This window comes from Paraburkholderia sp. GAS41, from assembly GCF_050436545.1.
Lineage (GTDB): Bacteria > Pseudomonadota > Gammaproteobacteria > Burkholderiales > Burkholderiaceae > Paraburkholderia.
Genome location: NZ_JBNDMK010000011.1, coordinates 84,896 through 103,708, shown reverse-complemented (window position 1 = coordinate 103,708; position 18,813 = coordinate 84,896). Strand labels below are relative to the sequence as shown.

Sequence of the window (18,813 nt, the reverse complement as noted above, 5' to 3'; positions counted from 1 at the left end):
GATGCGCTACTTTAGCCGCACAAGGCGGCCGATGCCATGGGCGTTAGACCTGGCCTGGGATAAAGCGGGGGAGTGACGCGCGATGCAGGTACAGGCGGAGGCCTGGAGGCGCGGTGGGCGCACCCCCAAACCCCCAGAGATCAGCCGCGTGTAGCCAGCCAGGCATCCACGCGGGCGAGCGCACCGCGCAACACCTTCTCCAGTTGGGGCGTCTGCGCCATGCTGCCCCACAGGAGCCGGTCGGAGCAGAAGGCCTGCAGCGGGTCCGATGCGGCAAAGAAGCCACGCGCGACACGTTCGTCCATCACGCCATCCTGATACTGATAGGGCAACTTGCCGGCCTGCCAGCGGTCGAGAAAGCGGAAGAACAGGGCGGGCAGCACGGCGGTGGCCGCGGGTTCGACGCCGCGCGCGAAGCATTCGGCGAGCGTCGGGGCAATGAAGCCGGGAATCTTCGAGAAGCCGTCGGCGGCGACGCGCTGGTTGGTGTCCTGGATATGCGGATTGCCGAAGCGGTCCAGCACGACATCGCGATAGCGCGCGAGATCGAGCGGGCTCGGTGTGAGACAGGGGATCACGTCCTCGCTCACGTAATCGTAGGCGAACTGACGGATCTCGGGGTCGAGCGTGCCTTCGTGGATGTAGCTCAGTCCAACCAGCGTACCCGCCCACGCGATGCAACTATGCGTGGCGTTCAGGATGCGGATCTTGGCCTCTTCATAAGGCACGACCGAGTCGACCAGTTCCGCGCCGACGCGCTCCCAGGCCGGACGCCCAGCGCGGAAGTGATCTTCGATGACCCACTGGATAAACGCCTCGCCCATCACCGGCACGGCATCGTCGAAACCGGTGGCGGCCAGCACGCGCTCACGCACGTCCGGTGTAGGACGCGGCGTGATGCGGTCGACCATCGAACTCGGCGAGGTCGTGTTGGCGTCGAACCATGCGCGCAAGGCGTTGGCGTTGCGCCGCTCGAGAAACTCGCTCATACCGGCGTGAAAGCGCTCGCCGTTGCTGCGCAGGTTGTCGCAGCTTTGCAGCGTCACTGGGCCGGCGTTGCGTTGCATGCGGGCTTCGAGAATCGCTGCCAGCGCGCCGTAGATGGTGGTGTGACCGCCGTCGAGGTCGGTCGCGAGGTCTGGGTTCGCGGTATCGAGGCGGTCGTGTTCGTCGAGGTAATAGCCGCCTTCGGTGACGGTGAAGGCGACGATCTTGCAGGCCGGGTCGGCGCCGGCCTCGATCAATCCGTCGAGGCTCTCGGACCACGGCACCACGCGCTCGATCGAGCGCACGGTTTCATACTCGCGCTCGCCGCCGGGCGTGACGGTTTCGAGCGTGTAGACGCCGTCTTGCGCGGCGAGTGCTTCGAGTACCGGATTCATGTCGCCGCGAATATTGCCGACTGTGAGGGACCAGCGAGGCTCGCCCTCCTTGCGCAACTCGTTCAACCGATGCAGATACCACGCCTGGTGGGCGCGATGGAACGATCCTGCACCGATGTGCAAGATCACCTGGGCGTCCGCGACGCCGCTTTGGCCGCTACTCATCTTCGTCTCCTGATCCCATGCCACCGGGTGGCGAAAGTTCTCCGCACGGTCTGCGCGCGCGTCTTCTGATTCGGAGCATTTGCTCTGCATGTGAGCGAATGATCGTACCCGGCGAATCGAAAGTCAAGGCGGCAAACGCGGCAATCTGTGGCGCAGCGCCGCGTGGCGGGTCGTCCAGACGACGTGCTGCGGGTGCGTATCGTTGTCGGGAGGGACCTGGCGGGGCTGCTGCAACGCATCAAACCCACGCGCGAAGTACGCCGGGTGACATCCGCGCGGGAAGGTATCGGTCCGCGATTTCATTTTTAATGGCGTGTCGCTGGTTTGAGGTCTAATTTCCGTTATGCGTTCATCCCACCCCATCAACGGGTCATGCACCGGATCCCATCGCCATGAAGACCACTTTCGATTTTTCAGAGCGCTCGATTCTCGTCACGGGCGCGTCGAGCGGGATTGGCCGCGTCACCGCCGAGTTGCTGTGCGCGAGCGGCGCGAGTGTCGTCGCGGCGGCGCGTAACGTCAACGAACTGGCGCGTCTCGCCGAGGAGACGGGTTGCGAGCCGCTGGTGCTCGATGTCGGCGATCCGGTGGCGATCGACGATGCGCTTGCGGATCTCGACGCGTTCGACGGTCTCGTGAATTGCGCGGGCATCGCTTTGCTCGAACGCGCGATCGATACGACGGCCGCGAGTTTCGATCACGTGATGGCGGTGAATGCGCGCGGCGCGGCGTTGGTGGCGCGTCATGTGGCGCGCGGGATGATCGGGGCGGGGCGGCAGGGCAGCATCGTCAATGTGTCGAGCCAGGCGGCGCGGGTGGCGCTCGACGATCATCTGAGCTACTCGGCGTCGAAAGCCGCGATGGATGCGATTACGCGCGCGCTGTGCATCGAGCTTGGGCCACACGGTATTCGCGTGAATAGCGTGAATCCGACCGTGACGCTCACGCCGATGGCCGAGCTGGCCTGGAGCGATCCGCTCAAGCGCGGGCCGGCGTTGCAGGGTATTCCGCTGAAGCGCTTCGCCGAGCCGCGCGAAGTGGCGGAGCCGATCCTGTTTTTGTTGAGCGACGCGGCGTCGATGATCAGCGGGGTGGCGTTGCCGGTCGATGGGGGCTTTACGGCGCGCTGAGAAGCGGCGGGCGCCGGCGTGCGGCGCCCTGTGTCCTGTGTCCTGTGTCTGTACGCTTGTGCGCTTGTGCGCGGCATGTCGTGAAGGGTCCACGCCGCCGCAGGAGAAAGCCCTAAAGCATCGTCCTCACATGCCACAACTCCGGAAACAGCACCACGTCCAGCATCTTGCGCAGATAAACCGCCCCATTGGTCCCACCCGTGCCCTGCTTGAAACCAATAATGCGCTCGACCGTTGTAACGTGCCGGAACCGCCATTGCCGGAACGCATCTTCCAGATCGACCAGTTCTTCGGCCATCTCGTACAGTTGCCAATGTTGCGACGGGTTGCGATAAACCTCGAGCCAGGCCGCTTCCACTGACGCATCGTGCGTCGTCGGCTGGGTCCAGTCGCGTTCAAGCCGTTCCGGCGCGATCGCGAATCCGCGCCGCGCCAGCAGACGAATCACCTCGTCGTAGAACGAAGGCGCTTCGAGCGTGGCCTTGACCTCGGCGAACACGTCGGGCCGATGCGCATGCGGCTTCAGCATCAGCTCGTTCTTATTGCCGAGCAGAAATTCGATCTGCCGGTACTGATGCGACTGAAAGCCGGACGAGCTGCCCAGATACGGCCGCATCGCCGTGTACTCGGAAGGCGTCATGGTCGACAGCACGCTCCACGCCTGCACCAGTTGCTCCATGATGCGCGACACGCGCGCGAGCATCTTGAACGCAGGCGGCAGGTCGTCACGATGCACCGCGTGCAGCGCGGCACGCAGTTCATACAGCGCGAGCTTCATCCACAATTCGCTGGTCTGATGCTGGATGATGAACAGCATCTCGTTGTGATCCGGCGAGAGCGGATGCTGTGCGGACAGGATCGAACCCAGCGACAGGTAGTCGCCATAGCTCATCGACTTCGAAAAATCGAGCTGGGCGTCATGCCAACTGTCGTCGTCCGCTGCGGGCACATGCGGCGTATGCGTGGTGTGAGCCGCCGCGTCGCCGCTGCCGTGCCCAAAGGGACAACCACCCTGCGCCGGCGCACTCCCAGAGGCTTCATAAGAACCCGGCATCCCCGGCGTTTGCATATGATCGGTCATCGCGCGCTCCTCAGGTCACCGCACCGCGCGCGGCGAATTCAGGCGCCCGCCAGGTCTCTTTGGCCAGCACCTCACGCAGCGTTTCAACCGCATCCCACACATCGACAAAGCGCGTATACAGCGGCGTAAAACCAAAGCGCAAGACGTGCGGTTCGCGATAGTCGCCAATCACGCCACGCGCGATCAACGCCTGCATCACTTCATAACCGTGCGGATGTTCAAAGCTCGCGTGCGAGCCGCGTTGCGTGTGATCGCGCGGCGTGACGAGCTTGAGCGGAAACTCCGCGCAGCGCGATTCGACCAGTTCGATAAACAGGTCGGTCAGCGCGAGCGATTTCCGACGAATCGTCTGCATGTCGGTTTGCAGAAACACGTCCAGTCCACATTCGACCAGCGCCATCGACACCATCGGCTGCGTGCCGCACAAATAACGGCCCACGCCGTCGTCGGGCTTGTAGACCGGGTTCATCTCGAAGGGCGCGCGATGTCCCCACCAGCCGGACAGCGGCTGTGCGAACTCTTTCTGGTGACGCTGCGGCACCCACACGAACGCCGGCGAACCCGGCCCGCCGTTCAGATACTTGTACGTGCAGCCGACCGCGTAATCCGCGCCGACGCCGTTCAGATCCACCGGCACCGCGCCCGCCGAGTGTGCGAGATCCCACAGCGCGAGTGCGCCTTTCTCGTGGATCAGCTGCGTGAGTGCGGCCATGTCGTGCATGTAGCCGGTGCGGTAGTTCACGTGCGTGATCATCGCGATGGCGGTGTCGTCGCCGATTGCCGCCGGCAGTTCGGACGGATCGTCGACCAGCCGCAGTTCATAACCGCGATCGAGCTGCTCGATCAGGCCCTGCGCGATATACAGGTCCGACGGGAAATTCGAACGTTCGGAGACGATCACGCGTCGCTTCGGATCGCGCTGGTTCGCCAGCCGCACGGCGGCCGAGAGAAGCTTGAAGAGGTTGATCGAAATCGTATCGGTGACGACCACCTCGTCAGGGGCTGCGCCGACCAGCGGCGCGAGCTTGTTGCCGAGGCGGCGCGGCAAGGCGAACCAGCCCGCGCTATTCCAGCTGCGAATCAGTCCTTCGCCCCATTCGGCGGCGATCACCGTCTGCGCGCGTTGTGCGGCGGCGGTGGGCGGCACGCCGAGCGAATTGCCGTCGAGATAGATCGTGGTCGCAGGCAGCGCGAACTGGTCGCGCAAGGGGCCCAGCGGATCGGCGCGGTCGAGCGCTACGGCTTCGTCACGGTTGTTCATGATGGTCCAGTCAGAAAGATCGGGTAGTCAGGCGGGGTTGACGGTCGCGGGCAGGGCGCGCAGTACGGCGCGTACCGGACTCGCGTCGAGCGTGGCGAATTTGAGCGGCAACGCGATCAGTTCATAGTCGCCGGCGGCGACCGCGTCCAGCACGATGCCTTCCAGAATCGCCATGCGATGGGCGCGAATCCGCTGATGCGCGTCCATCGTCTTCGAGTCCTGCGGGTCCAGCGACGGCGTGTCGATGCCGATCAGCCGGACGCCGTGCGCCGCGAGCAGATCGATCGTTTCGGGTGCGACCGCGCAGAATGCGCTGTCCCACGAGGTGGTCGGGGCGCGCTCGTAGGTGCGCAGTAAAACGCGCGGCGGCACGCCGTCCAGCGCATCGGCCACCTGCTCGGGCCTGACGACGGGCGCGGCGCCGAGGCAATGAATCACCCGGCAGCGGCCCAGGTACGCGTCGAGCGGCACGGCGCCGATGGCGGCGCCCTCGGCGTCGTAGTGGAGCGGGGCGTCCGTATGGGCGCCGGTGTGCGGCGACAGGGTGAGCCGGGCGACGTTGACCGGCGAACCGGCTTCCATGCGCCAGACGCGTTCGATGCCAACCGGCGTGTCGCCCGGCCAGACGGGCGTCGCGGTATCGATGGTGGGGGTGATATCCCAAAGTGTCTTCATGTCTCCGTCGTCTCTTGCAAGCTATGCAGGAATGATAGGCGGGGCGTTATGAAATGTGCTTGCGAAAAAATCTCGTTTTTTGATCTCTCTTGGAACATAATTTGATTCAAACAGGAAAGGGAGACCGAATGTGAACGCGATCTCGCTCGACGCCACCGATTGCCGTATCTTGACGGTGCTTCAGCAAGAAGGAAGGATCAGCAATCTCGACCTGGCGGAGCGTATCTCGCTCTCGCCTTCGGCCTGTCTGCGCAGGCTGCGCCTGCTGGAGGAGCAGGGTGTCATCGAACGCTACCGGGCGTGCCTGAACCGCGAGGTGCTGGGTTTCGAGCTGGAGGCGTTCGTGCAGGTGTCCATGCGCAACGACCAGCAAAACTGGCACGAGCGCTTCGCCGAGGCATTGCGGGACTGGCCGGAGGTGGTCGGCGCGTTCGTGGTGACGGGCGAAACCCACTACCTGCTGCGCGTGCTCGCGCATAACCTCAAACACTATTCGGATTTCGTGCTGGAGCGGCTCTATAAGGCGCCTGGCGTGATGGATATCCGTTCGAATATCGTGCTGCAGACGCTCAAGGAAGATTCGGGCGTGCCGGTGGCGCTGGTGGCCGCGGCGGCGTCGCGCGGCAGTGTGGTCGCCGGCGACTGAGGGGAAGCTGGGGCGCGGCGCCCTCAAGGGCCCGCTGCCGCGAGGCACGATCTACAACGACTTCAGCCCGTGAAACTGGCCGTTCTGGAACACCAGCGGCGCGAGTTCGCCGGCCTGCTCATGCACGCCGCAACGTTCCACCTCGCCTACAAAAATAACGTGATCGCCTTCCTCGTAGCGGCTGCGGTTGTGGCATTCAAACCACGCTAGCGCACCGTCGAGCACGGGCATGCCGGAATCGCCCGCGGCATGGGAGACGCCCTCGAACCGGTTGCCTTTCACGGTCGCAAAACGCTTGCACAGATCGAGTTGCGAGGCGGCTAGCACATTTACGACGTAGTGACTGTTCGCCTGGAACGCCGGCATCGACGCCGAGCGCGTTGCGAGGCTCCACAGCACCAGCGGCGGCGTCAGCGAAACCGAATTGAAGGAACTCGCTGTGATGCCGATCAACTCACCCGCGGCGCCCCGCGTGGTGATGACGGTTACGCCGGTGGCGAACTGGCCCAGCGCCTTCTTGAAGGCGAGCTGGTCGAAGTTGGGCGGACTGGCGCGCTTCATTGGACGCGGGTCCACTGGATTCGCCGGGCGGCCACGTAGCGGGTGCGGATGGAATAGATTGAATCGAAAGTCATGTGGAAAGTCGGCGATTTGTCCCAATTTTAACGGAATCGCGGGCGGACTGGCCGCGAACCTTGGCGGGCGTCATCCGCGTGGCCCGATTCATGCGGCGCGTGAGCTATCTCGCGACAGGGCGCGAAGGGCGGTGGCGCAGTTTTTCTCGACCAACGCGGCCCGGCCAACGTGCCGCGGCTAGCGTGGCCCAGCTAACGCGGCGCAGGCGCCTGGCGGGGCCAACGTGGCGTGAGCAAGGTAGCCCGACCTACGCGGCCCGACCCAAACAGCGAGCGGCAATCAATCAGGAGCAGGCAGCATGACTCAGACAGGTGAAGTCGCCACCCTCGGCGGTGGTTGTTTCTGGTGTCTCGAAGCCGTATTTCTCGGCGTCGAGGGCGTCACCGCCGTGCAGTCCGGCTATGCGGGCGGCAAGACGCAGCAACCGACCTACGAGCAGGTGTGCGACGGCGACACCGGCCACGCGGAAGTCGTGAAGGTCGAGTTCGATCCCGCCCGCATTGGATACCGCGAGATTCTCGATATTTTCTTTGCGATCCACGATCCGACCCAGCTCAACCGCCAGGGTAACGATGTCGGCACGCAATACCGCTCGGTGATCTTCACCGAGTCGGATGCGCAACGCGAGACGGCGCGCGAGGCGATCGGCGAGCTTTCAGCAGAAGGCATCTACGATGGGCAGATCGTCACCCAGGTTTTACCGCTCGACGGTAACTACTGGCCCGCTGAAACCTATCATCAGAACTATTTTGCGCAGCATCCGAACCAAGGATATTGCTCGGTCGTCGTAGCGCCGAAGGTCGCGAAGTTTCGTCAGAAGTTCGCGCATCGGGTAAGGGCAGGCTGAGCGCGGGCGGCGAGGCCGAAGGGCCCACGGTCAATTCGGCTCAGCCGGTTCCGGGCTCGTGCCTTCGTCCTTCAACCGCGCGCAGGCGTCGACAATCGCCCGTGCGAGTTCGATGCAGCTCAGAGGCGCCGACCCTTCCGCCTTGTTGTTGACCGCAATCACCACCGGCTGACCAGCGATGGCATACCGCGCAGCCAGTTCCGCCAGCGCCAGCCGAGTGGCCGGATCTTCGTCGACGAGGCGGTCGAACGGATCGTATTTCGCTTTCGCCTGTTCGTATTTGAAACCGCTGTGCAGACTCCAGCGCACGATGAGCGGCCCGGCCGGCTCGCCGTCGAGCAGTGCGAGCGCGGCCGCCTGACGCAGCGGATCGGGCATGCGCGCATGCAATCCCACGCAATAGCGCACACCGGCCGCTTTCAGCGTCCGGATGAAGCGCGGCGTGAGCAGACACGCGTCGCGAATTTCGACTGCATACCAGGCACCGTCCGGCAAACGCGGCAGCGCGCCCAGAAACTCAGCGAGACGCTCGATGAAACCCGCGGCGTCGGCCAGCATCTGATCCGGCAACGGCGAGAACTGGAACACCAGCGCACCGGCCTTGCTGCCGAGTCCGTCGAGACAAGGCCGCACGAATTCGTCGGCGGCCAGTTGGGCATTCAGAAAGCACGGATTGAGCGAGACCGGTTCGCCGCGTTCGGCGCGCACGGTGGCGTCCGTGACGAGGGCGGGCGCCTTGACGATGAAGCGGAAGTGCTCCGGCACCTGCTGTGCATAGCGCAGATAGTCCGTCACGCTGAGCGGCGCATAAAACGAGCGGTCGATGCTCACCGTGCGTAGCAGCGGATGCGCGCCATACGCCGTGAGGCCGTCGCGCGACAGTTTGCTATTGCTGTAGTCGTCGCCGTAGACGATGTCTTTCCAGCCCGGGAACGACCACGTCGAACTGCCCAGACGGATGTGCGGCGGCAACGCGCGGGCGAATTCAAGAACTTCAGCCGAGGCTTCGGCCGCGAGGACGTCGCGAGCGCGACGCTTTTTGGCCGGCGCGGCGCCACGCGATGAGGGCGTCAAGGCCGCTTGCGCTTCGATGATGGTGGTGTCGCCGTCGAGCGCGCCGGCCGCGTCAGGCTCTGGCGCCTCGACCGGCATGCCGAACAGATCCAGTTGCCCCGCCGCAATGTCCAGCTTGTCCGCTGCGACACTCGTCAGCAGCGGGGATTCACTTGCTCCGCCTTCGTCCATCGATTTCTTATGCTGTCAAAAGTTGCGCCGGAGCGGCAGCGCGACGGTGCAGTGCTCCGGCGCGACCGCGTCACAGCGGTTTGTCGTACATGTAGCGGCGCGACCACGGCAAGGTCTTCGCGCTGCGGCCCGCCTTGCGGCACACCACCTGGTAGATCGACACTTCGTCGTTCTCGAAGGCATACGCGCAACCGGCCAGATACACGCGCCAGATGCGGAATTTCTCATCGTCGACGAGCGTACGGGCTTCTTCCGCGTGTGTTTCGAAATTCTCCGCCCAGATATCGAGCGTGTGCGCATAGTGATGGCGCAGGCTTTCGACGTCCACCGCTTCGAGGCCGCCACGCTGCATCGATTCGAGCGCCAGGCTGATGTGCGGCAGCTCGCCGTCCGGGAACACGTAGCGGTCGATGAACTCGCCGCCGCCCAGTGCCGTTTCGCCACTGTCCGAATCGCTCGACGTGATGCCGTGGTTCATGGCAATGCCGTCGTCGACCAGCAGATCGTGCATCTTCTGGAAATAGCCCGGCAGATTTTTGCGGCCGACGTGCTCGAACATGCCGACGCTCGTGATGCGATCGAACTGGCCCTGCACGTCGCGATAATCTTGCAGACGGATCTCGATCCGGTCTTCGAGACCAGCGGCTTTCACGCGCGCGGTAGCCAGATCGAACTGGTTCTGCGACAGCGTCACGCCCACGCACCGGGCGCCGAATTTCGAGGCCGCCCGCAGCACGAGCGCGCCCCAGCCGCAGCCGATGTCGAGCAGACGCTGACCGGGTTGCAACTGGATCTTGGTAAGGATGTGGTCGATCTTCTTGATCTGCGCGGTAGCGAGATCTTCATCGCCGTTCTCGAAGTAGGCGCACGAGTACACCATATTCTCGTCGAGCCACAGCTTGTAGAACTCGTTCGAGACGTCGTAGTGATACTGGATGGCTTTCTTGTCCGACGATTTCGAGTGACTGAAGTAGCGTCGCACGCGCGCCAGCTTGCTGGCACTCGTCACCGTGCTGCGGGCAAGGGAGTAGCCGATATTGATGATGTCGGACAGCTTGCCTTCGATATCGATCTTGCCCTTGACGTACGCCTCGCCCAGATTGTCGAGGCTCGGTTCGAGCAGGTAAGGCAGCGCGGTCGCGCTCTTCACGTGCAACGTGACCTGGGGCGCGGCAAACTGTCCAAAGTCGTGTTGCTGACCATCCCATAGCACCAGACGTGCAGGCAGGTTGGCCTTGATTTTGACGTCTTCCACCCACTGCGCCAGCTTCTTTTCCCAGAACATGTGATTTCTCCGTGTCCGACGAAATACAAAGCAAAGCTGTTCAGGCCGCTGCGTGCCGTAGCGTCACTCCGGGACCTCGATGGCCACGCGACCTTGCCGGTGCGCGCGCTGCTTCTATGGCAGGTCGGGCGCCCCGGCGTTCAGATACGTTCAGGGCGATAAGCGGGCGATCTGCCAATCGCCTCCTTCTACCGCACGTGTGTAAAGCAGTCGGTCATGCAGACGCGACGGCCTACCTTGCCAGAATTCGATGGCTTCGGGAATCAGGCGATAGCCGCCCCAATGCGGCGGGCGCGGCGGATGCTCGCCATATTTCGCGCTGATTTCCTGCTCCCGCGCTTCGAGTACAGCGCGGCTTTCAATTACCTGACTCTGTTCCGACGCCCAGGCGCCAATCCGCGAACCGAGCGGCCGGGATTCGAAATACCGGTCGCTTTCGGCAGGGCTCGCCTTGACGACGAGACCTTCAATCCGTACCTGACGCTCCAGTTCGATCCAGTAAAACAGCAGGCTCGCATGCGGGTTGTCCGCGAGTTCGCGGCCCTTGCGGCTTTCGTAGTTGGTGAAGAACATGAACCCGCGTTCGTCGACGCCCTTGATCAGCACGATGCGTGCTGAAGGCCGGCCACGCGAATCGACCGTGGCAAGCGTCATCGTATTCGGCTCGGGTAGTTTGGCATCGACGGCTTGCGCGAACCACGCGTCAAATTGACGAAACGGGTTGCGGTCGGCATCGGCCACGTCCAGTGAACCCAGCGAATAGTTTTTTCGAAGTTCGGCGAGTGAGGTCATGCTCTTATGCGAACGCTACAGTTGAGTCAGTATAGCTAAGGAATAAATTTCCTGCGTGCGGCGTGACACCCGCGTGGCGCCTCGAGCCAAGGCTCATGTAGCGCTTCAGCATGGGTAATGACGCGATCAGGCAAAATAGCGGATTGGCGTCTACCTGTGTTTAACGCCGGTGTTTCCAAATACCGTCTGTATGCGCCTCGACAGATTTTGTCTGATTCTAGTTTGTCTCGTACCTTGTTTTTGCCCGCGGCGCTTTAATCCGCGTCTTTATCCGATGTTTGCCCGCCTTTTGCCTGCCTTTTGTCCGTTTCCGACGAGCCCCTGACCATGTCCGCACCCCGTTCTACCGCCTCTTCCGATCTTACTACCAGCCCCGGTGGCTTTGAAACCGCCGACCATGCACGGCGGTTTGGCGGCATCGCGCGGCTGTATGGCGCGCCGGCGCTCGCCGCGTTTGAAGGTGCCAGGGTGGCGGTGATCGGCATTGGCGGCGTGGGTTCATGGGTGGTCGAGGCGCTGGCGCGCAGCGCGATAGGCAGCCTGACGCTGGTCGACCTCGACAACGTCGCGGAGAGCAATACGAACCGGCAGATTCACGCGCTCGAGGGCAACTACGGTAAGCCGAAGGTCGACGCGATGGCTGAGCGGATCGCGCAGATCAATCCGCTGTGCGACGTGCGTCGGGTGGAAGATTTCATCGAGCCGGATAACTTCGCGGCAGTGCTGGGCGGTGGCTTCGACTACGTGATCGACGCAATCGACAGCGTGCGCACCAAGACCGCGTTGATCGCATGGTGTGTCGAGCAGCAGCAACCGTTGATCACGGTGGGCGGAGCGGGCGGCCAACTCGATCCGACGCGCATCCGCATCGACGATCTCGCGCTGACGATTCAGGATCCGCTGCTTTCGAAAGTGCGCGCGCAATTGCGCAAGCAGCATGGTTTCCCGCGCGGACCGAAGGCGAAATTCAAGGTGAGCGCGGTGTATTCGGATGAACCGCTGATCTATCCGGAAGCGGCGGTCGACGACACCGACGAGCCCGCCACGTCTTCACTGACGCAGGTCGGGCCGGTGGGGCTGAACTGTGCGGGATTCGGTTCGAGCGTGTGCGTGACGGCGAGCTTCGGATTTGCCGCCGCCGCGCATGTGCTGCGCGCGCTGGCGCAGCGCGCGGCGGGTTGATTGGAAGGGCTAAGTCGAGAGGCTAAGGCGAGGAACCGAGGAAGCGTGCGGCGGCTCGAGCGCGGCGCGCGGACCGCGCTCGAAGATCCGCGCGGATCAGAACAGCGTCGCGCTCAACTTGCGGCGCCATTGTGAAACCACTTCCGGCTGATGGGCGGCCAGATCGAACACCGACAGCATGGTCTTGCGGCCGATGTCGTCGCGGAACGTGCGGTCGCGCTGCACGATGGTCAGCAGATGTTCCAGCGCACCGGCATAGTTGCGGCGCGCAATCAACGCGCTGGCGAGGTCGAAGCGGGCTTCGAGATCGCCCGGTTCTGCGGCGACGCGTGCTTCCAGCGCATCGGTGGGCGGCAGGTCGGAGGCCGCGTCCATGGCGTCGAGGCGGGTCTTGATTGCGTTGAAGCGTGCGTCGATACCCTGGGTGGTCTTCGGCGACAGCAGATCGACCTCGTTGCGTGCCTCGTCGACGCGGTTGTCTTCCAGCAGCAGTTCGATCAGATCGAGACGCGCGTCGTCGTAGCCCGGGTCGTAGGCCAGTGCGGCTTTGAGCGCGTCGTAAGCGTCTTCGCGGCGTCCTTCGGCGAGCGCGGCCTGCGCTTCGGCGCGTGCGGCGTCGGCACCTTGCGGCACGAGCCGGTCGAGAAACGCGCGCAACTGGCTTTCCGGCAACACACCGACAAACTGGTCGACCGCCTGGCCGTCAGCAAACGCCATCACGTGCGGAATGCTGCGCACCTGGAAATGGGCGGCAAGTTCCTGATTCTCGTCGACGTTCACTTTGACGAGGCGCCACTTGCCGGCATATTCGGCTTCGAGTTTTTCCAGCATCGGGCCGAGCGTCTTGCACGGTCCGCACCACGGCGCCCAGAAGTCGACCAGCACTGGCGCCAGCGTCGAAGCGGCGATGACGTCTTGTTCGAAAGTGGCCAGCGTTGTTTCCATTGCATCCTCATCGGTATGACGGTTCGAGCCTCTACATGGGGGCGAACGCGGCGGGTTCAATGCACGCCCCCGCGTTTGCGGCGCCATTCGCGCGAGCCCGGCTCAAGTGGTCTTTTTGTGCGCCTGCCGGTCAGTGCGATGGGCGCTCGGGCAGGGGAATCCACTCCGTTTCGCCGGGGACTTTGCCCATTTCCTGATTCGTCCAGGCGAGCTTGGCCTGCTCGATTTTCTCGCGTGAACTGGCGACGAAATTCCATTCGATGAAGCGCTCGCCGTCCAGCTTTTCGCCGCCCAGCAACATGACGGTGGCGCCGCCGCTGCTGGCGAGCGTCACGGTTTCGTCGAGCGCCAGGACGGCCATCTGACCGGCTTCGAGCGGCGTGCCGTCGATTTCCAGATCGCCGTCCACGAGGTAGACGCCGCGTTCCTCGTGCTCAGGTTCGAGCGCGAAGGCGCCGCCCGGCGTGAAATGCGCGGCCACGTACAGCGTGCCCGAGAATGTCGTCACGGGCGCGGTCTGGCCGAACGCGGTGCCAGCGATGACACGCAGGGTGACGCCGTTACGTTCGATCTCGGGCAGCGTGGCGGCAGCGTGATGTTCGAAGGACGGTTCGACGTCTTCGGCGTCGAGCGGCAAGGCGATCCAGGTCTGGATGCCGTGTATGGCCTGGCTGATCGGGCGGTCTTCGGCGGGCGAACGCTCCGAATGGACGATGCCGCGGCCGGCGGTCATCCAGTTGACGTCGCCGGGGACGATTTTCTGCTCGGAGCCGAGACTGTCGCGATGCATGATCGCGCCTTCGAACAGGTAGGTCACGGTGGCGAGCCCGATGTGCGGGTGCGGGCGCACGTCGAGACCGACGCCGGGTTCGAGGGTGGCGGGGCCCATGTGGTCGAAGAAGATGAACGGTCCGATCAGGCGTGCCGCCAGCGCGGGCAGCACGCGGCGTACCGTCAGGCTGCCTATGTCGCGCAAATGGGGCTTGAGGACTGCTTTGATCGAGGAGGACATGGGCAGGCTCGGTGGGTGGTGGATGGGCTCATTCTACTGGTGTGCCGGAGATGGTGCTGTGGGGGCCGGGTCGCTCCGTTAAACTCCCCCTTCCTACAACAACGCAAGGAGACAGCGATGGCGCCGAAAGACCTGCTGCTGGCGCTGGTCGTGGTGATCGCCTGGGGCATCAACTTCGTGGTTATCAAGGTGGGCCTGCACGGCGTCCCGCCCATGTTGCTCGGTGCGCTGCGCTTCACCCTTGCCGGGCTCCCCGCGGTATTTTTCGTCAAACGTCCGCAGATGCCGTGGCGCTGGCTGATCGCTTACGGCGCGACGATTTCGCTCGGCCAGTTTGCGTTTCTCTTTTCCGCCATGTATGTCGGCATGCCGGCCGGGCTTGCTTCGCTGGTGCTGCAGGCGCAAGCCTTCTTCACCTTGATCTTTGCCGGGATCTTCCTGCACGAACGCTTTCGCATGCCGAACGTCGTCGGGCTGGCCATCGCTTCCGGCGGCCTCGCGGTGATCGGCGTGCAAGGCGGACACGCGATGACGCTCGCGGGCTTCGTGCTGACCTTATGTGCGGCCGGTTCGTGGGCGCTCGGCAATATCGTCACGAAGAAGGTGGGCAAGGTCGATCTGACGGGGCTCGTCGTGTGGGGAAGCCTGATTCCGCCGCTGCCTTTTCTGGCGCTGTCCTATGCGTTCGAGGGACCGCAACGGATCGCGGCGGCGTTGTCGGGCATCGGCGCGACATCGATCTTCGCCGTGGTCTATCTCGCCTTCGTGGCGACACTGCTCGGCTACGGTCTGTGGAGCCGCCTGCTGGCGCGTTATCCGGCGAGTCAGGTCGCACCGTTCTCGTTGCTCGTGCCGATCGTCGGCCTCGCGTCCGCTTCGGTGTTTCTCGATGAGCATTTGTCCGCGCCGCAGATTGCCGGCGCGGCGCTGGTGATGGCAGGGCTTGCGGTGAACGTGTTCGGCGGCTGGTTCGTGCGACGGTTCGCGCCGGCGCGCTGAGCCGCGTGGCAAGACCCGCGCGCACCGCTTACCATGCAAAACGGCCGCACGTAGCGGCCGTTTTGCTGCGCCGACGCAAGCACCTCACGTCATGCGGTTCTTCGCCAGTGGCGGATTCGCCGCGAAATATCGCTTGATACCCTTCAGGATCGCCGATGCCATCTGGTCGCGATAGGCGTCGTCGTTGAGATGTTTCTCTTCGTCCGGGTTGCTGATGAAGGCCGTCTCGACGAGGATGGACGGAATGTCCGGCGCCTTCAGCACCGCGAAGCCGGCCTGTTCGACCGAGCCTTTGTGCAGCTTGTTGATGCCGCCGATTTCGTTCAGCACGAAGTTGCCGTAACGCATCGAATCGCGGATCTGCGCAGTCGTGGACATGTCGAACAACGCGCGGTTCACCGCGGCATCGTCGGATTTGATGTTGATGCCGCCGATCTGGTCCGACGAGTTCTCCTTGTTCGCCATCCAGCGTGCCGCGGCACTCGAAGCGCCATGCTCCGACAACGCGAACACCGACGAGCCGCGCGCATCCGGCGTGGTAAAGGCATCCGCATGGATCGACACGAACAGATCGGCGCCGACGCGCCGGGCCTTCTGCACGCGCACGTTGAGCGGCACGAAGAAGTCGTCGTCGCGCGTCATCATGGAGCGCATGTTGGGTTGCGCGTCGATTTTCGCGCGCAGCTTCTTCGCGATGTCGAGCGCAACGTGCTTCTCGTACGTCCCCGCGCTGCCAATGGCGCCCGGATCTTCACCGCCATGGCCCGGGTCGATCGCCACGGTCAACAGGCGCACCGTATTGCCGCCCTTGCCCGACTTCGGCGTAGTGAAGGCGTAGGTGTCGTCGGCACTGTCGTCGCCCTGGTTTTTGGCGAGTGCGGCCGGCGGTGGCGCCAGCGGCTTGCTGGGTGTCGGCGCCTGAGCGAGGGCGTGCGGCGCGGGAACGGGCAGCGGCGCCGCGTGGATCGTGGGATGCGGCAGATCAGGCGCTTGCTGCGCGGCACCGTTGTCCTGCGCGTAGCGGTCGAAAAACGCCTCACTGTTGTCGGCGGCGGGCGGTGTGGTGCCGGGGCCGCTCAGCGTGCTGGGCGGCGCGCTATTTTCATCGAGGCGCTGCTGCTTGCGCTCGCTCTGCGCGAGCAGGTCCATCATCGGATCCGGCGCGACAGCCGGATAAAGGTCGAACACCAGCCGGTACTTGTACGAGCCGACCGGCGGCAAGGTGAAAACCTGCGGCTTGACCGAGCCTTTCAGATCGAACACCATTCGCACCACGTGCGGTTGATATTGGCCGACGCGCACGGCCTGGATCTGCGGATCGTTCGGCGTGATCTTCGATACCAGTTCCTTGAGCGCCTGGTCGAGATCGAGACCGTCCAGATCGACCACCAGCCGGTCCGGGCCTTGCAGCAGTTGCTGACTGTTCTGCAGGGGCTGATCGGATTCGATCGTGACGCGGGTGTAGTCGCGCGCCGGCCAGACCCGCACGCCGAGCACCGAACTGGCCCAGGCAAGCCGCGGTGCGACGAGCCCGAGCACGAGCGACGAGGCGCCGGCGCACAGAATCTGCCGGCGCCGCCAGTTATGCGTGGCGGTAGCAGCAGATTCGATCGAGCGAAATGGTTTGATCAACATCTTTCTAGACATGCTTTTCCTGATTCGCTGTACGCCCGGGCAATCAGCAACCGGCCGTCACCGTCGACATCGAGCGAGAAAACAAGATCCGGCACGCCTAGTAGACGGCCTGCGCGCTGCGGCCATTCGACGAGGCAAACCGCACCGGCGTCGAAGTACTCGCGAAAGCCGGCGTCGGCCCACTCAGCCGGATCGGTGAATCGGTACAGATCGAAGTGATAGAGCGCAAGTTCCCCATCGGGTCGTTCGACCGCGTACGGTTCAACCAGCGTATAGGTGGGACTGCGCACCCGCCCGGTGTGACCGAGACCGCGCAAGGTGGCGCGCACGAGGGTGGTTTTGCCGGCGCCGAGGTCGCCGGTCAGTTGGACTTGCAGGCCGTGAAATGCCGCATCGCCGTGCTGTGACCGGTGTGCTCGACGCACGCCCTCGATCGCTTCCGCGAAGCGCACGCCGAACGCACTGGTGGCGGCTTCGTCCGCGAGCGCAAAGCGACGCTCGAGCGGGACGACGGCGGGCGGTTGGATCGGGAGATCGGAGTTGTCGGGCATTCTCGTAAAATGGCGTGATGAACCGAAGTCCGGAGTCCCCCGTTTCCAGCACGCCTGCGTCCGATGACGATGCGCCCGTCACGCGTCATTTCGATGAAGTGGCGCTGGCGGCGCTTGCCCTGCGTATCAAAACGTGGGGCCGCGAACTAGGTTTCGGGGCGATTGGTATCAGCGATACCGATCTCTCCGCTGCCGAGGCAAATCTTGCCGCATGGCTCGAAGAGGGCTGCCACGGCGAGATGGATTATATGGCCAAACATGGCATGAAACGCGCGAGGCCCGCTGAGCTTGTGGCCCATACGCGACGTGTGATAAGTGCGCGGATGGCCTATTTGCCCTCTCCTGCCGCCGCACATGCGCCTGCTGCAGGAGAGGGGGAAGAGGTCGGCGCAAGCGCGCTGCCGGAACCGCTCGACTGGCGCGCTCACGAAGAGGCGCGGCTGGCCGATCCAGCCGCAGCGGTCGTCTCGATCTATGCGCGGGGCCGCGATTATCACAAGGTCATGCGCAATCGCCTGCAACAGCTCGCTGAAAAGATCGAGGCGGAAATCGGCGCGTATGGCTACCGCGTGTTCACCGATTCCGCCCCGGTTCTGGAGGTGGAGCTCGCGCAGAAGGCGGGCGTCGGCTGGCGCGGCAAGCATACTTTGCTGCTGCAGCGCGACGCGGGATCGCTGTTTTTCCTCGGCGAAATCTACGTCGACGTGCCGTTGCCGACCGACGCCGACACCACGCCCGAGCAGGCACCGCAGACGCCGGGTGCGCATTGCGGCAGTTGCACGCGCTGCATCGCGGCGTGTCCCACGGGTGCGATCGTCGCGCCTTATAAGGTCGACGCCCGCCTGTGCATTTCCTATCTGACCATCGAACTGAAAGGCAGCATTCCCCGCGATCTGCGCCCGCTGATCGGCAATCGCGTGTACGGCTGCGACGATTGCCAGCTGGTCTGTCCGTGGAACAAGTTTGCACAGGCCGCGCCGGTCGCCGATTTCGACGTGCGGCACGGTCTCGATCGCGCGACGCTGGTCGATCTGTTCGCCTGGAGCGCCGACGACTTCGACACGCGTATGCAGGGCAGCGCGATTCGCCGCATCGGCTACGAGTCGTGGCTGCGCAATCTCGCGGTCGGCATGGGCAATGCGCTGCGCGCCAATACGCCGAGCCTCTCCGCGGACGCGCGCGTAGCGATGGTCGACGCTTTGCGCCGGCGTGCTGACGATCCGTCGCCGCTCGTGCGCGAGCACGTCGAATGGGCGCTTGAAGCCGCGTAAGCAGGCAGCGTACAGTAGCGGGGTCCGCGCATGGCAGCGCGCTGTGCCGCTGCTGGATTGGGCGAGTTGGGTA

At 64.0% G+C, this 18,813-nt stretch carries 18 protein-coding genes; 6 read left to right on the top strand and 12 right to left on the bottom strand.

Annotated elements, in window-relative coordinates; all coding sequences use genetic code 11:
* Positions 1-140: 140 nt before the first annotated feature.
* The gene (dalD, locus tag P3T43_RS17095; RefSeq protein WP_429282218.1) at positions 141-1,547 is read right to left on the bottom strand and encodes a D-arabinitol 4-dehydrogenase; all 1,407 of its coding nucleotides are present in this window, start codon (positions 1,545-1,547) and stop codon (positions 141-143) included.
* A gap of 392 nt (positions 1,548-1,939) precedes the next feature.
* Here dalD and P3T43_RS17090 point away from each other — a divergent pair, with 392 nt between their 5' ends.
* Entirely contained in the window at positions 1,940-2,677 is a 738-nt protein-coding gene (locus tag P3T43_RS17090) for an SDR family oxidoreductase (protein ID WP_429282217.1), read from the top strand.
* Positions 2,678-2,789: 112 nt separating this feature from the next.
* Here the strand turns inward: P3T43_RS17090 and kynA are convergent, their stop codons facing one another.
* The 3 genes from kynA to kynB are packed head-to-tail and all read right to left on the bottom strand — an operon-like array spanning position 2,790 to position 5,694.
* Positions 2,790-3,758 carry a tryptophan 2,3-dioxygenase gene (gene kynA, locus P3T43_RS17085; RefSeq protein WP_429282216.1) on the bottom strand — a complete coding sequence of 323 codons (969 nt, stop codon included), beginning with the start codon at positions 3,756-3,758 and terminating at the stop codon, positions 2,790-2,792.
* A gap of 10 nt (positions 3,759-3,768) precedes the next feature.
* Positions 3,769-5,019 carry a kynureninase gene (kynU, locus tag P3T43_RS17080; RefSeq protein ID WP_429282215.1) on the bottom strand — a complete coding sequence of 417 codons (1,251 nt, stop codon included), beginning with the start codon at positions 5,017-5,019 and terminating at the stop codon, positions 3,769-3,771.
* 27 nt (positions 5,020-5,046) lie between these two features.
* The gene (gene kynB, locus P3T43_RS17075) at positions 5,047-5,694 is read right to left on the bottom strand and encodes an arylformamidase (protein WP_429282214.1); all 648 of its coding nucleotides are present in this window, start codon (positions 5,692-5,694) and stop codon (positions 5,047-5,049) included.
* A gap of 130 nt (positions 5,695-5,824) precedes the next feature.
* On the opposite strand from kynB, the gene P3T43_RS17070 reads away from it, so the two are divergent.
* Positions 5,825-6,340 (top strand): Lrp/AsnC family transcriptional regulator, encoded by a 516-nt coding sequence (locus tag P3T43_RS17070; protein WP_429267841.1) that lies wholly within the window; start codon positions 5,825-5,827, stop codon positions 6,338-6,340.
* A 51-nt stretch (positions 6,341-6,391) separates the two neighbouring features.
* Here the strand turns inward: P3T43_RS17070 and P3T43_RS17065 are convergent, their stop codons facing one another.
* Positions 6,392-6,901 carry a flavin reductase family protein gene (locus tag P3T43_RS17065; RefSeq protein ID WP_429282213.1) on the bottom strand — a complete coding sequence of 170 codons (510 nt, stop codon included), beginning with the start codon at positions 6,899-6,901 and terminating at the stop codon, positions 6,392-6,394.
* Between the two features lie 373 nt (positions 6,902-7,274).
* On the opposite strand from P3T43_RS17065, the gene msrA reads away from it, so the two are divergent.
* Entirely contained in the window at positions 7,275-7,823 is a 549-nt protein-coding gene (gene msrA / locus P3T43_RS17060; RefSeq protein ID WP_429282212.1) for a peptide-methionine (S)-S-oxide reductase MsrA, read from the top strand.
* 30 nt (positions 7,824-7,853) lie between these two features.
* Here msrA and P3T43_RS17055 read toward each other — a convergent pair whose 3' ends face one another.
* The 3 genes from P3T43_RS17055 to pdxH form a co-directional block, all read right to left on the bottom strand.
* Positions 7,854-9,068 carry a DUF72 domain-containing protein gene (locus tag P3T43_RS17055; protein ID WP_429282211.1) on the bottom strand — a complete coding sequence of 405 codons (1,215 nt, stop codon included), beginning with the start codon at positions 9,066-9,068 and terminating at the stop codon, positions 7,854-7,856.
* 70 nt (positions 9,069-9,138) lie between these two features.
* Positions 9,139-10,353: a class I SAM-dependent methyltransferase gene (locus P3T43_RS17050; RefSeq protein ID WP_429282210.1), complete on the bottom strand. Its 1,215-nt coding sequence runs from the start codon at positions 10,351-10,353 to the stop codon at positions 9,139-9,141.
* Positions 10,354-10,503: 150 nt separating this feature from the next.
* The gene (gene pdxH / locus P3T43_RS17045; RefSeq protein WP_429282209.1) at positions 10,504-11,145 is read right to left on the bottom strand and encodes a pyridoxamine 5'-phosphate oxidase; all 642 of its coding nucleotides are present in this window, start codon (positions 11,143-11,145) and stop codon (positions 10,504-10,506) included.
* Between the two features lie 327 nt (positions 11,146-11,472).
* On the opposite strand from pdxH, the gene tcdA reads away from it, so the two are divergent.
* Positions 11,473-12,327 carry a tRNA cyclic N6-threonylcarbamoyladenosine(37) synthase TcdA gene (tcdA, locus tag P3T43_RS17040; RefSeq protein ID WP_429282208.1) on the top strand — a complete coding sequence of 285 codons (855 nt, stop codon included), beginning with the start codon at positions 11,473-11,475 and terminating at the stop codon, positions 12,325-12,327.
* 96 nt (positions 12,328-12,423) lie between these two features.
* Here tcdA and trxA read toward each other — a convergent pair whose 3' ends face one another.
* Both trxA and P3T43_RS17030 read right to left on the bottom strand, forming a co-directional pair.
* The gene (gene trxA / locus P3T43_RS17035; RefSeq protein ID WP_429282207.1) at positions 12,424-13,272 is read right to left on the bottom strand and encodes a thioredoxin; all 849 of its coding nucleotides are present in this window, start codon (positions 13,270-13,272) and stop codon (positions 12,424-12,426) included.
* 130 nt (positions 13,273-13,402) lie between these two features.
* Complete coding sequence (locus P3T43_RS17030; RefSeq protein WP_429282206.1) at positions 13,403-14,284, bottom strand: pirin family protein; 882 nt, start codon at positions 14,282-14,284, stop codon at positions 13,403-13,405.
* A 117-nt stretch (positions 14,285-14,401) separates the two neighbouring features.
* Between P3T43_RS17030 and P3T43_RS17025 the strand changes: the two genes are divergently transcribed.
* A complete protein-coding gene (locus P3T43_RS17025; protein WP_429282205.1) occupies positions 14,402-15,283 on the top strand; it encodes an EamA family transporter in 882 nt (293 codons plus the stop codon).
* 84 nt (positions 15,284-15,367) lie between these two features.
* Here P3T43_RS17025 and P3T43_RS17020 read toward each other — a convergent pair whose 3' ends face one another.
* Positions 15,368-16,930 (bottom strand): N-acetylmuramoyl-L-alanine amidase, encoded by a 1,563-nt coding sequence (locus P3T43_RS17020; protein ID WP_429282204.1) that lies wholly within the window; start codon positions 16,928-16,930, stop codon positions 15,368-15,370.
* Positions 16,912-17,469, bottom strand: coding sequence for a tRNA (adenosine(37)-N6)-threonylcarbamoyltransferase complex ATPase subunit type 1 TsaE (gene tsaE, locus P3T43_RS17015; RefSeq protein WP_429282203.1), 558 nt, complete (start codon positions 17,467-17,469; stop codon positions 16,912-16,914). Before tsaE ends, P3T43_RS17020 begins: the two co-directional genes overlap by 19 nt.
* A gap of 17 nt (positions 17,470-17,486) precedes the next feature.
* On the opposite strand from tsaE, the gene queG reads away from it, so the two are divergent.
* The gene (gene queG / locus P3T43_RS17010; protein WP_429282202.1) at positions 17,487-18,740 is read left to right on the top strand and encodes a tRNA epoxyqueuosine(34) reductase QueG; all 1,254 of its coding nucleotides are present in this window, start codon (positions 17,487-17,489) and stop codon (positions 18,738-18,740) included.
* The last annotated feature ends 73 nt before the right edge of the window (positions 18,741-18,813 follow it).

Excerpts from the sequence above, each read along its gene's own strand:
- dalD (WP_429282218.1), bottom strand. The coding sequence starts at position 1,547 with ATGAGTAGCGGCCAAAGCGGCGTCGCGGACGCCCAGGTGATCTTGCAC.
- P3T43_RS17090 (WP_429282217.1), top strand. The coding sequence starts at position 1,940 with ATGAAGACCACTTTCGATTTTTCAGAGCGCTCGATTCTCGTCACGGGC.
- kynA (WP_429282216.1), bottom strand. The coding sequence starts at position 3,758 with ATGACCGATCATATGCAAACGCCGGGGATGCCGGGTTCTTATGAAGCC.
- kynU (WP_429282215.1), bottom strand. The coding sequence starts at position 5,019 with ATGAACAACCGTGACGAAGCCGTAGCGCTCGACCGCGCCGATCCGCTG.
- kynB (WP_429282214.1), bottom strand. The coding sequence starts at position 5,694 with ATGAAGACACTTTGGGATATCACCCCCACCATCGATACCGCGACGCCC.
- P3T43_RS17065 (WP_429282213.1), bottom strand. The coding sequence starts at position 6,901 with ATGAAGCGCGCCAGTCCGCCCAACTTCGACCAGCTCGCCTTCAAGAAG.
- msrA (WP_429282212.1), top strand. The coding sequence starts at position 7,275 with ATGACTCAGACAGGTGAAGTCGCCACCCTCGGCGGTGGTTGTTTCTGG.
- P3T43_RS17055 (WP_429282211.1), bottom strand. The coding sequence starts at position 9,068 with ATGGACGAAGGCGGAGCAAGTGAATCCCCGCTGCTGACGAGTGTCGCA.
- P3T43_RS17050 (WP_429282210.1), bottom strand. The coding sequence starts at position 10,353 with ATGTTCTGGGAAAAGAAGCTGGCGCAGTGGGTGGAAGACGTCAAAATC.
- pdxH (WP_429282209.1), bottom strand. The coding sequence starts at position 11,145 with ATGACCTCACTCGCCGAACTTCGAAAAAACTATTCGCTGGGTTCACTG.
- tcdA (WP_429282208.1), top strand. The coding sequence starts at position 11,473 with ATGTCCGCACCCCGTTCTACCGCCTCTTCCGATCTTACTACCAGCCCC.
- trxA (WP_429282207.1), bottom strand. The coding sequence starts at position 13,272 with ATGGAAACAACGCTGGCCACTTTCGAACAAGACGTCATCGCCGCTTCG.
- P3T43_RS17030 (WP_429282206.1), bottom strand. The coding sequence starts at position 14,284 with ATGTCCTCCTCGATCAAAGCAGTCCTCAAGCCCCATTTGCGCGACATA.
- P3T43_RS17025 (WP_429282205.1), top strand. The coding sequence starts at position 14,402 with ATGGCGCCGAAAGACCTGCTGCTGGCGCTGGTCGTGGTGATCGCCTGG.
- P3T43_RS17020 (WP_429282204.1), bottom strand. The coding sequence starts at position 16,930 with ATGTCTAGAAAGATGTTGATCAAACCATTTCGCTCGATCGAATCTGCT.
- tsaE (WP_429282203.1), bottom strand. The coding sequence starts at position 17,469 with ATGCCCGACAACTCCGATCTCCCGATCCAACCGCCCGCCGTCGTCCCG.
- queG (WP_429282202.1), top strand. The coding sequence starts at position 17,487 with ATGAACCGAAGTCCGGAGTCCCCCGTTTCCAGCACGCCTGCGTCCGAT.